Below are 11,739 nucleotides of genomic sequence, written 5' to 3' on the forward strand. Positions count from 1 at the left end.
AACCATGATCACGATCACCGCCATCATTCGCGTACGCAAGGGTTACCAGCAGACCATGGCCCAAGCCCTGCTCGAGGTCGCCGAGCACGTCCGCGCCAACGAGCCTGACACGATCGGCTTCCACATTTCTCAGGATGCTGAAGATCCTTGTCTATTCGCCACCTACGAGCGCTTCATCGATCGCGCCGCCATGGACCTGCATAACAACTCAAGCGTCGTCGCTCGCTTCTTTGGTATCGCCAAGCCGATCCTGGATGGCGACGTAACGCTGATCACCGCCGACGAAATTTCCGCAAAGGCGTAAACGCCGAAAGCAAGAGGACGATTTAGACATGAACGCACCTGTCACCCTCAAGCGCCTTGGCGCCGATGCAGCCCGTTTCGTGGCCAAGGAGAAAAAGCTCTTCATCGATGGCCAATGGGTCCCAGCGGCGGAAAACGGCACGATCGACGTAATCGACCCCGCGACCGGGCTCGTTTTTGATCGAGTTCCCGACGGGACCGGAAGCGATATCGATAAAGCGGTAGCGGCCGCTCGCCGCGCCTTTGACGACGGACCGTGGGCCACCATGACGCCCGCTGATCGTGGCAAGCTCGTATGGAGGCTTGGTGATCTCGTCGAAAAGCATGCTGACGAGCTCGCCGAACTGGAGGCTCTCGATAACGGAAAGCCCGTGACCGACGCGCGAAACGGCGATGTCACCTTTTCCTACGAGCTTCTTCGATACATGGCAGGCTGGAGCACCAAGATCTGCGGCCAAACCATCCCGCTGTCTGCGGGCGCTCCTTTCCATGCCTACACGCTACGCGAACCGATCGGTGTCTGCGGCCAGATCGTGCCCTGGAACTTCTCGTTCATGATGGCGATCTGGAAAGTTGCGCCAGCGCTTGCCGCCGGGTGCACGATTGTCCTGAAGCCTGCAGAACAAACTCCGCTTACCGCCCTGCGTCTGGCCGAGCTCGTCGAGGAAGCAGGCTTCCCGGCGGGCGTGTTCAACGTCGTCACCGGGTACGGCGAGACAGCGGGTGCAGCCCTTGCCGCTCATCCCGACGTCGACAAGGTGGCTTTCACCGGATCCACCGAAGTTGGCAAAAAGATCCTCGACGCCGCGAAGGGAAACCTCAAGAAGGTCTCGCTGGAGCTAGGCGGGAAGTCGCCGATGATCGTCTTCGCAGATGCCGATCCGGCCGTTGCCATCCCTGCTATCGCCTATGGCATCTTCTACAACATGGGTCAGACGTGCACAGCGGGCACCCGTCTCTACGTCCATAAGGATATTGCTGATACCATCCTGACTGGCCTCAAGGCGTTCGCCGAGGGCATGTCCATTGGGGTCGGACTGGATCCGAAGACGCAGATCGGCCCGCTGGTCTCCCAGGAGCAGTTCGATCGTGTCAGCGCCTATGTGAAAGCAGGTCTGGCCGACGGCGCGAAGCTCTATTGCGGTGGAAATCGCGCCGGGTCAGAAGGCTATTTTCTCGAGCCTACCATCCTGACCGAAACCTCCGCTGAAATGTCGGTGGTGAGGGAAGAGATCTTTGGCCCGGTGCTTGTGGTGGCGACCTTTGACGACGACGGTTTCGAAGCCATCGTGAAGGAAGCCAACAACTCCATCTACGGTCTTGCAGGGAGCGTCTTCACGCGTGATGTAAGTCGAGCTCACAAGGTCGCGAAGAAGCTAAAAGCAGGCACCATCGGTGTGAACACCCATCATGTGATCGACCCTGCCCTGCCCTTCGGCGGATTCAACCAGTCGGGTTGGGGTCGTGAACAGGGATACGAGGCAATCCTGCTCTACACGGAAGTGAAGTCCGTCGGAATCGCCCTCTGAACTTGGTGGACCGTGGCTGCTTATGGCGGCCACGGATCACCCTGCGAGGGACGCTGGAAAGAACAATGCCCATGCAAAACCTTATGATCGATGGCGATCGGCTCTGGCAGACGATCATGGAGACGGCTGCCTTGGGCGCCACTGCTGACGGTGGCGTGCGCCGCCTTACTCTCGGTGAAGAAGACAAACAGGTCCGTGATTGGTTTCGTGATGAATGCGAGGCAGTCGGGTGCACCGTGGAGGTTGACGAAGTCGGCAACATGTTCGCACGACGTCCCGGGCGATCCGCTGATGCGCTGCCAATCGCCATCGGCAGTCATCTCGATACGCAGCCCACGGGCGGAAAATTCGACGGCATCCTCGGTGTGCTGGCAGGCCTGGAGATATTTCGAACACTGCACGCCGCCGGATATGAGACCGAGATGCCGCTCATGCTCGTCAACTGGACGAACGAAGAAGGCGCCCGTTTCGCTCCTGCTATGCTTGGCTCCGGTGTCCATGCGGGTGTGTTCGATAAAGCCTTCGCAGATAGCCGCACCGATGCTGACGGTGTCTCCTTCGCAGAAGCCATCGAGGATATCGGATACCGCGGAACCATGCCGATCAGACAGATCCGCTTCGCGGCCATGTTCGAACTCCACATTGAACAGGGGCCCGTCCTTGAACGAGAGAACGCCGATATCGGCATCGTCACCGGGGTGCAGGCCATGCGCTGGTACGATCTGGCAATCCGCGGCCGTGAGGCGCATGCCGGATCCACACCGATGGACATGCGCTGCGACGCGCTTGCCGATGCCGCCAGCATCATTCTTGAGACGCAGGCCGCGGCGCGCTCCCTTGGGGCCATGGCGACGACAGGGCAGCTCTCGATTATCTCACCCTCGCGCAATGTCATTCCCGGCCATGTAACCCTCAGCCTCGATCTGCGCCATGAAAGCGACGAGGAACTGGATCGATTGGAAGCAGCTGTTTCTCACCTCATCGCAAAACAATGCGGGGAACGCGCACACTTGGAAGTCGTCTGGAACAGCCCAGCTGTACGTTTCGATCCGCGCTGCATCCAGGCTGTTCGGGAAGCCGCAGAAAAATCGCACGCGACCACAAGTGAGATCGTGTCGGGCGCAGGGCATGATTCAGTGTATGTTTCCCGCGTCGCTCCGACCGCGATGATCTTCATACCCTGCAAGGACGGCGTAAGCCATAACCCCGCTGAAAGTGCCGAAAAGGATCAGTGCACGATGGGCACGCAAGTGCTCCTCGAGACAATAATCGCCTACCAATCAAGCATGGCGTCCGAACAACAGACGTTCCAGCGTCAGAGCTAGGAAGTGGTTTCGGGGACGCCGTTGATAAGCGTCTTCGACTGGTCTCGCTTATGAAGGAAAACAATATGACAAACATCGAACTTTCAAATCGCCGCTCGGACGCCATCTCGCGCGGCGTGGGTGTGACTACCCAGGTTTACGCCGAGCGTGCCGAGAACGCTGAAATCTGGGATGTTGAAGGTCGCCGCTATATCGATTTCGCTGCGGGGATCGCGGTGGTCAATACCGGGCACCGCCACCCAAAAGTGATCGCTGCAGTCAAGGACCAGCTCGATCGCTTCACACACACCTGCCATCAGGTCGTTCCGTACGAGAATTACGTTCGTCTTGCAGAGCGCTTGAACAACGCCGTTCCAGGCAACTTCAAGAAGAAGACTATCTTCGTAACGACGGGCGCCGAGGCTGTCGAAAATGCCATCAAGATCGCGCGAGCAGCGACCAACCGATCAGCGATTATTGCTTTCAGTGGTGGCTTCCACGGCCGCACCTTCATGGGCATGTCGTTGACCGGAAAGGTCGTGCCTTACAAAGTCGGATTCGGTGCGATGCTGCCCGATGTCTATCACGCACCGTTCCCGGTCGAACTGCATGGCTATCCGGTCGAGGATTCGCTGGCGGTGCTCGACAAGCTATTCAAGGCCGACGTCGATCCGAACCGGGTCGCGGCCTTCATCGTCGAACCTGTGCAGGGCGAAGGCGGCTTCTACGAGGTGCCGAAGGCCTTCATGCTCAAGCTTCGTGAGATCGCTGACCAGCACGGCATCTTGCTGATTGCTGATGAAGTCCAGACTGGTTTTGCCCGTACTGGGAAACTTTTCGCGATGGAGCACTATAGTGTCGTGGCCGATATCACGACGATGGCCAAGGGGCTCGGCGGTGGCTTCCCGATCGCCGCCGTGACAGGCCGTGCGGACCTCATGGACGCTCCTGGTCCGGGCGGCCTCGGTGGCACGTACGGCGGCAACCCGATCGGAGTGGCGGCAAGCAATGCCGTCCTCGACGTTATCGAGGAAGAAGGCCTCAGCGAGCGGGCGGCGGCGCTAGGCGCCCGGCTGAAGCAGCGCCTGCAGTCGCTTACCAATGCTGTACTGCAGATCGCCGACGTTCGTGGCCCTGGCTTCATGAATGCCGTCGAGTTCAACGTTCCGGGGAGCAAGACGCCAAATGCGGAATTCACCAACAAAGTGCGCGAGAAAGCGCTGGAAAAGGGTCTGATCCTTCTCACATGCGGCGTCTACGGCAATGTCATCCGTTTCCTGGCACCGCTCACCATTCAAGATGAGATCTTCTCCGAAGCGCTCGATATCCTGGAAGATACGCTGCGCGAATGCGCGAAGGAGGCTTGAACATGGCCATCGGCAACGCTCTGCTCAACAAATTGAAGGATCCGTCGCTCGTCACGCATAAGGCCCTGATTGCGGGCGAATGGCTGGCGGCCGCCGATAGCGGTAAGACGTTCGATGTCACCAATCCGTCAACCGGAGAGGTCATCGCGACCTTGCCGGATATGGGTCGCGCAGAGACGGCGCGGGCCGTGGACGCGGCCTACAAAGCGCAGAAGGCTTGGGCGAAAAAAACGGGCAAGGAGCGCGCGTCGGTGCTTCGAAATCTATACGACCTCATGATTGCAAATGCCGACGATCTGGCTGCCATCCTTACCATGGAGATGGGCAAGCCGTTTCCGGAGGCACGCGGCGAGATCGTCTACGGCGCCTCCTACGTCGAATGGTTTGGCGAAGAGGCCAAGCGAATTTACGGCGACACGATACCGGGCCATCAACCCGACAAGCGGCTTATCGTGCTGAAGCAGCCTGTCGGCGTTGTCGCAGCGATCACGCCTTGGAATTTCCCAAACGCCATGCTCACGCGAAAGTTCGCACCTGCTGTTGCGGCTGGATGCACCATGGTCTCCAAGCCCGCGGCGGAAACACCTCTTTCGGCTCTATCCCTTGCCGTGCTCGCCGAAAGCGCTGGACTGCCCGCAGGGGTATTCAATGTGATCACATCCACGGACTCGTCCTCCGTGGGTAAGGAGTTCACGGAGAATGAGAAAGTTCGAAAACTTACATTCACGGGCTCGACTGGCGTCGGCAAGATCCTAATGCGCCAGGGCGCCGATCAGATCATGAAGCTTGGCCTCGAGCTTGGCGGCAATGCACCGTTCATCGTTTTCGACGACGCTGATCTCGATGCGGCCGTCGAAGGAGCCATGATCTCGAAATACCGCAACAATGGACAAACCTGCGTCTGCGCCAACCGTCTCTATGTCCAGTCTGGCATCTATGACGCATTCGCAAGGAAGCTGGCGGCGAAGGTTTACGCAATGAAGGTTGGTGACGGTTTCGAGCAGGGCGTCAATGCCGGGCCATTGATCACCCGGAAAGCGGTGGCGAAAGTCGAGGAACATATTTCCGACGCTGTTTCAAAGGGTGCAAAGGTCGCCGTCGGTGGCGAACCGGATGCCAAGGGCGGCCTGTTCTTCCAGCCGACGATCCTAACTGGCGTGACCGCTGATATGAAGATTGCGAGGGAAGAGACCTTCGGTCCCGTCGCGCCGCTCTTCAAGTTCGATACAGAGGAAGAGGTAATCGAACTCGCGAACGCCACGGAGTTCGGCCTTGCGTCGTATTTCTATGCCAAGGATCTTTCCAAGGTCATGCGCGTAGCAGAAGCGCTCGAATACGGGATGGTGGGCATCAACACGGGGCTCATATCGACGGAAGCCGCTCCGTTTGGAGGCATCAAGCAATCTGGCCACGGCCGGGAGGGTTCGAAGTATGGGATCGAGGACTACCTGGAGATTAAATATCTGTGCCTCTCGGTGTGATGCATCATCGGTGCCAGTGCGCCCTTAGTTTTACGCGAAGCGTGCGTGTGACGTCCTATCGGATACAAGCGACGCCTGTTAACGACCCGATGGGGTGCCTATGGAATATTTTCTGTCAAGTTAAGTCTCGGTATCGCGCTCGAACTGGCGTCGTGTTTACGTAAACCGCGAACAGACTGCGCGTCGCGCAGATAAAAATTCTATTCCTATACGGGCCGCCAAAGCATAGGTTGGCGGCCGCTTCCGGCAGAACGATCCGGCCGAGCAACGTCCCATCCGATGACAGGCATTGAACGCCATCGCCAACCCCCGCCCAGATGTTGCCATGCCGGTCGAGGCGGATGCCATCATAGATGCCGACGTCGCATTCGCGCAGTAATCGCCTGTTTGCCAAGGCGTTGTCGCCGCCGACATCAAAGGCATAGAGCGCCGCCGGCTTGCGGCCGCTGTCGACGACATAGAGTGTCCGGCCATCCGGCGAAAAGGCGAGCCCGTTCGGCTGGACGAAATCCGTCAGCACGGCTCTGATGGAGCCATCAGTCGCGACGCGATAGACGTTGCGGCTGCCGATCTCGCTCTCGATCCGCCCACCTTCGTACTCGGTTGCAATTCCATAGGTCGGATCGGTAAACCACACTGCCCCGTTGGAGGCGACGACCACGTCGTTCGGCGAGTTGAGCTGCTTGCCTTCGAAGGCATCCGCGATCACGGTGACGCTGCCATCATGCTCCACGCGCGTGACCGAGCGAGAGAGATGCTCGCAGGACAACACGCGGCCCTGCGGGTCCAGCGTGTGACCGTTGGTGAAGTTGGCGGCATGCAGGAACGGGGTGACGAGACCGTTAACCTCGTCGAAGCGCAGCACGCGGTTGTTTGGAATGTCCGAGAAAAGCAGGTAGCGGCCGGCCGGTACGTAGACCGGTCCCTCCAGCCATCTTCCCTCGGAAAACAGCGTATCCACGTGAACATTCGGCAGCACGAGACTTTCAAACCGCTCGTCGTGCACCTCGAACCATTTTGTCAGCACTTTATCCCCTCCCGCCTTGCCGCCCGTCTCAGAGCCGCTTCATCCACCCCAGCCCGGCAACCGTTTCCCCCGCCGGCCGGTATTCGCAGCCGACATAGCCACGGTAGCCGAGTTCATCGAGTGCGGCAAAGATCCTGAAATCGTCGAGTTCACCGGTTCCCGGCTCGTTGCGCTTCGGCACCGATGCAATCTGCACATGCCCGATCAAAGGCATTGCCTTTTCGAGACCGACAAGCACGTCGCCGTGCATGATCTGCCGATGATAAATATCGAACTGCAGCCTGACGTTTGCGTGGTTGAGATCGGCGATGAAGCCGATGGCGCGATTGAAGTCGTTGAGGAAATAGCCGGGCATATCGCGGCCGTTGATCGGCTCTATCACAAGGCCGATGCCATCGCGCGCCGTCAGATCGGCGGCATTCGCGAGCGCGTCGCGGTAAGACGCGGTTGCAGCCGGATTGTTCGCATCCGCGATCCCCGCCATCATGTGGAGAAGCGGCGATCCGATGGCCTTGGCGTACTCCACCGCCTTGCCCACCGCCTGGCGGAACTCGTCGCGCCGCTCGGGCAAGGCCGCGAGGCCGCGCTCGCCGGCGGCCCAATCGCCGGGTGGCATGTTGAAGAGAGCCTGCTTCAATCCGGCTGCCTGGAGCCGTTCGGCAACGACATCGGCTGAATAATCATATGGGAAGAGATATTCGACAGCTTCGAAGCCCGCATCGGCTGCTGCCTGAAAGCGATCGAAAAACGCGTGTTCGTTGAACATCATGGTGAGGTTGGCGGCAAAACGTGGGATCTCAGACCTCCTTGTCCATGCCGGGCAGTTGCAGCCCGGCGATCGACGCCAGAAGGCGGGCGACGGAAGAATCGTCATCTTGCCCCATGCCAGCCGCTTCGGTCATCAGGAAAAGCTGCAAAGCGGCGCTGGCGATCGGAAGAGGGAATTTCTGCTGCCGGCCGATGTCGGAGACGATGCCAAGATCCTTGGTGACGATCGATACGGCGCTGTGGGGCGTGTAATCGCCGGCGACGACATGCGGAATGCGGTTTTCGAACATCCAGCTGTTGCCGGCCGATCTTGTAATGGCGTCGAAGACCCGCGAGATATCGAGTCCTAGGCTCTTGGCGAAGGTGATCGCTTCGCAGGCAACGGCGATATGGACGCCCGCCAGCAGCTGGTTGACGATCTTGAACGATGAGCCAACGCCGACATCGTCGCCGAGTTCGTAAACGGTTGATGCCATCGCATCGAGCGCCGGCCGGGCCGCGGCAAAGCTCTCGGGCGAACCGGAGGCCATGACCGTCAGTGAGCCTTGATCGGCCTTGGCCGAACCGCCACTGATCGGGGCATCGAGATAAAGGATCCCATGCTTGCCGGCCCTTTGGGCGAAGTTCTTGGCCTCAGCCGGTGAGATGGTTGCCGATGATATCACGACGGAGCCGGGCGCCAACGCCGCAACAGCGCCGTCGGGACCGAACAGGACGGCCTCTGTCTGCGCCGCGTTGACGACGACGATAACGGCGATCTGCGCATCCCTTGCGGCCATCGCCGGCGTCTGAACTGGCCTTCCGCCAGCGGCCTCGAGGCTGGAAAGGGCCGCATCGCTGATGTCGCAGCCAGAAACCGTGTGGCCGGCCCGCAGAAGCGAGCGTGCCATGCCAAGGCCCATCGAGCCCAATCCGACGATTGCTACGTGGGTGGATCCGGCCATTATCGATTGTTCCTTTCAAATCTGCGTATCAGCAACATGGAGAGTATGATCAGACCGAAAACGATCTGACGGAAGGCTTCCGGCATCTGCAGCACCGAAAGAATGGAAGACAGGAGCGTGATGAACAGTGCGCCGACCACGGTTCCGGCGTAACTGCAGGCGATGGGTCGCAAGGCCGCGGCGCTCCAGCTCGACACCGGCGACGTATCGACTTTCGCCGCCTTTGGCGATGCCTTGCGCACAAGCCTCTCCGCTACTTGGGGCCGCGTCACGCTGGATCATCTGGTCAACAATGTCGGGCATGGCGATATGGCGGATTTCGCGGCAACGACAGAGGCTCAATTCGATGCCCTGTTCAACGTCCATGTGAAGGGCGTGTTCTTCCTCACCCAGGCGCTGCTGCCCGTGATCGCTGACGGAGGTCGCATCGTTAACTTCTCGTCGGGACTGACGCGTGTGTCATTTCCAGGCTTCTCCGCTTAATCGGCCGCCAAGGGTGCCGTCGAGATTCTTACGGTCTACATGGCTCGGGAACTGGGTAGCCGTGGCATCACCGCCAACACCGTCGCTCCGGGGGCAATCGAGACCGATTTGCTTGGCGGCGCCGTGCGCGACATTCCCGATTACAACACGGCATTTGCAGGCATGACGGCGCTTGGCCGTGTTGGTTTGCCTGACGATATCGGCCCTATGGTCGCGAGCCTGCTTGGCCCCGACAATCGCTGGGTCAACGGCCAGCGGATCGAAGTGTCGGGAGGTCAGACGATCTAATCGGCGGAACTGGGCGCTGCGTTCCCTGCGGCGCCGCGGTCGCCAATGGTGTGCATCACCGTGTGGACGTATGTCGCCGAATGTTCCAGCGATTACGTATTCATGGGTGGCGCCGCCGCTTATCTGCCCGTCGTCACGTTTTAGATATACGTTCTTTCCGGTGGACTTAATCAAGACGGCGAGCGACGGCTGATCGACGGGCAACAGCGATCCTTGATCGCCGCCGTAACCCGTCGGCCTTCGCAAAAAGTCTATGTCGTACCACGAGATGGCGGAACAGACGGCGAGCGATGAATTCCACTGATTTGGCTCTGATGCCAGCGACGAGCAGCTCATTGTTGACAAAGCTGTCGAGGAAGTTGTTCCATTCTTGGGGTGAGCGGCGGGCGTCTTTGAGCATCGGCTCCAACTCGTCCATCCCGTCGTCTGTCAGTGCTGTGGCGGGTTCGTCATCTCCGGTGTAGACGGAGATGACGAACCCGTAGCTCAGATTATCATCGTTGGAGACGATTGCCTGAAGAAGCTCCGGGCTCTTTGAGAGTTTCCGCAACAAATTTGATCGGGCGGACGTACGTAGGTAACTGTTGCCATCAGGCTGCCCAGGGAGAGATTGTGACGAGTGGCGACCGGTTCCACGGCAGCAGCTCGTCTAACCGATTGATCTTGTGATCGGGATGCGGCTAAGCACGTCAGCCAAGTATGCCTGTGAATCAAGACCATTCATCCTATCCGTCCCGATGATCGTCATGGCCCGCGCCAAAGTCTCCGCCCCGGTAACAATCGGCGGTTATATAATAAGTTCACGCACAAACTTTGCATCTGCGCTGGACCACTTCGGCACTTGGTTCTGGTGGCGCGCAGGGAAGGCAAAAATCTAAGCCCTCTCTGAGACAACTGCGTGCCGCTGTTTCGCCTTGGCCGAACATTTGGCGGTAGTGAGGAACTCGCCGCTAGTCGGATTCCACGCTACAGCTGTGAGCGACCTTAGTTCGTATAAGGTCGCCACCTTTCACAACTAAAGTTGGCTCTAGAAGAGTGGATATGTCCTTCGTGGGGTCCAGTTTTGTGGCAATCAAGTCAGCGAACTTGCCGACCTCGATCGAGCCTGTGACCGATTGCGATCCCAGAACTTCGGCGGCAATGATGGTGCCCGCGCGAAGAACCGCTGACGGCGCCATTCCGCATTGGACGGTAAGAACGAATTCCATGGCAGCAGCGCTTAAAGGATGAGTTGGAGCGCCGACGAGATCGGTGCCCAGTGCAAAACGGACACCATCCTCCAATCCACGTTTGAAATCTCGCAACATATAGACCCAATGACGCTCGTAAACCTCGCGCTCCCATTCCGGATAGTTGAACTTGTCGTAGGCCTGACGGTGGTAATGGATCTGCGAGAGCGTCGTGACGACGATCTTGCCTTCCGCCACGATCCTCTGCCGCGTCTCGTCGCTGATCCCGTAACCGTGCTCGATCACATCGATGCCGCCATCCAGAGCGAGTTTGACCGCGTCTTCGCCAATGGCGTGCGCGCTCACTCTCAGCCCGTTGCGATGCGCTTCATCGACGGCTGCCCGGACTTCCGCGACACTGTAGCAAGCGACCTGGTTCAGCGGATCGTCACCCCAGGCGTGATAGCGGTCATGCACGCCGCCCTTGGAAAGGCCGAGCTTGATAAAGTCGGCACCCTGCCGGACGCGCTCGCGAACTTTGAGGACAAGACCCTCGACGCCATCGGCGAGTTCCCCGCCAGAGCGCGCGATCAAAAGCGGCGTGCCGCTCGAATCCCACGTGCCTGACGTCGATGAAATGAAGCCGCCGGCAACCTTCAGGCGTGGACCTTCGGCAAAACCTTCATCGATTGCGCGACGGACCTGCGGACCGATTGTTGATCCCAAGCATCGCGCGGACGTGAAGCCTGCATGCAGCAATTCGCGCAATTCGCTCAGTGTCCGCGCGGCACGGTAGCTCTCATGCTCGGTTGCAAGCGTATGAAGCCGGGTGCTGTCCACGCCGAAAGTATGGAGGTGCGCGTCGATCAGTCCCGGTACAAGCGTGGCGTCGCCAAGGTCGATAATCTCGGTGCCACTCGGCGACTGCACGTCTGAGCGCGGGCCGACAGCCGCGATCTTACCATTCTCGACCAGGATCGCCGCATGCGCCATAGGTTCCAGATTCGGTCCCACGAGAATTCGTGCCGCGCTAAATAGCTTGACCGGTGCCATTCATTTCTCCTATTTGTTCGATT

10 protein-coding genes and 3 pseudogenes are annotated in these 11,739 nt (G+C 59.3%); 6 read left to right on the forward strand and 7 right to left on the reverse strand.

What is annotated here, in order from left to right; genetic code table 11:
* The first annotated feature begins 4 nt into the window (after positions 1 to 4).
* From FY152_24925 to FY152_24945, 5 genes are all read left to right on the forward strand, one after another.
* A complete protein-coding gene (locus FY152_24925; protein UXS35386.1) occupies positions 5 to 304 on the forward strand; it encodes an antibiotic biosynthesis monooxygenase in 300 nt (99 codons plus the stop codon).
* A 28-nt stretch (positions 305 to 332) separates the two neighbouring features.
* Positions 333 to 1,832 carry an aldehyde dehydrogenase family protein gene (locus tag FY152_24930; protein UXS35387.1) on the forward strand — a complete coding sequence of 500 codons (1,500 nt, stop codon included), beginning with the start codon at positions 333 to 335 and terminating at the stop codon, positions 1,830 to 1,832.
* A 71-nt stretch (positions 1,833 to 1,903) separates the two neighbouring features.
* Positions 1,904 to 3,157 carry a Zn-dependent hydrolase gene (locus tag FY152_24935; GenBank protein ID UXS35512.1) on the forward strand — a complete coding sequence of 418 codons (1,254 nt, stop codon included), beginning with the start codon at positions 1,904 to 1,906 and terminating at the stop codon, positions 3,155 to 3,157.
* 65 nt (positions 3,158 to 3,222) lie between these two features.
* Entirely contained in the window at positions 3,223 to 4,503 is a 1,281-nt protein-coding gene (locus FY152_24940) for a 4-aminobutyrate--2-oxoglutarate transaminase (GenBank protein ID UXS35388.1), read from the forward strand.
* Between the two features lie 2 nt (positions 4,504 to 4,505).
* The gene (locus FY152_24945) at positions 4,506 to 5,984 is read left to right on the forward strand and encodes an NAD-dependent succinate-semialdehyde dehydrogenase (protein ID UXS35389.1); all 1,479 of its coding nucleotides are present in this window, start codon (positions 4,506 to 4,508) and stop codon (positions 5,982 to 5,984) included.
* A 115-nt stretch (positions 5,985 to 6,099) separates the two neighbouring features.
* Here the strand turns inward: FY152_24945 and FY152_24950 are convergent, their stop codons facing one another.
* Genes FY152_24950 through FY152_24965 form a run of 4 tightly spaced genes read right to left on the reverse strand, consistent with a single transcriptional unit; the run spans position 6,100 to position 8,896 of the window.
* Positions 6,100 to 7,011 carry an SMP-30/gluconolactonase/LRE family protein gene (locus tag FY152_24950; protein ID UXS35390.1) on the reverse strand — a complete coding sequence of 304 codons (912 nt, stop codon included), beginning with the start codon at positions 7,009 to 7,011 and terminating at the stop codon, positions 6,100 to 6,102.
* 28 nt (positions 7,012 to 7,039) lie between these two features.
* Positions 7,040 to 7,807: a hydroxypyruvate isomerase family protein gene (locus tag FY152_24955; GenBank protein UXS35513.1), complete on the reverse strand. Its 768-nt coding sequence runs from the start codon at positions 7,805 to 7,807 to the stop codon at positions 7,040 to 7,042.
* 1 nt (position 7,808) lies between these two features.
* Positions 7,809 to 8,723, reverse strand: coding sequence for an NAD(P)-dependent oxidoreductase (locus tag FY152_24960; protein UXS35391.1), 915 nt, complete (start codon positions 8,721 to 8,723; stop codon positions 7,809 to 7,811).
* Entirely contained in the window at positions 8,723 to 8,896 is a 174-nt protein-coding gene (locus FY152_24965; GenBank protein UXS35392.1) for a hypothetical protein, read from the reverse strand. Before FY152_24965 ends, FY152_24960 begins: the two co-directional genes overlap by 1 nt.
* On the opposite strand from FY152_24965, the pseudogene FY152_24970 reads away from it, so the two are divergent.
* Positions 8,886 to 9,494, forward strand: a pseudogene (locus tag FY152_24970) (SDR family oxidoreductase). The gene FY152_24965 and the pseudogene FY152_24970 overlap by 11 nt on opposite strands.
* Positions 9,495 to 9,795: 301 nt before the next feature.
* Here FY152_24970 and FY152_24975 read toward each other — a convergent pair.
* The 3 genes and pseudogenes from FY152_24975 to FY152_24985 form a co-directional block, all read right to left on the reverse strand.
* Positions 9,796 to 10,054 (reverse strand): annotated as a pseudogene (locus FY152_24975) (hypothetical protein).
* 30 nt (positions 10,055 to 10,084) lie between these two features.
* Positions 10,085 to 10,269: pseudogene (locus tag FY152_24980) on the reverse strand (transposase domain-containing protein).
* Between the two features lie 175 nt (positions 10,270 to 10,444).
* A complete protein-coding gene (locus tag FY152_24985; protein UXS35393.1) occupies positions 10,445 to 11,716 on the reverse strand; it encodes an amidohydrolase family protein in 1,272 nt (423 codons plus the stop codon).
* Between the last annotated feature and the right edge of the window lie 23 nt (positions 11,717 to 11,739).

Origin of the sequence: Agrobacterium tumefaciens, from assembly GCA_025560025.1 — a bacterium.
In the GTDB taxonomy this organism is placed as follows: Bacteria; Pseudomonadota; Alphaproteobacteria; order Rhizobiales; family Rhizobiaceae; genus Agrobacterium.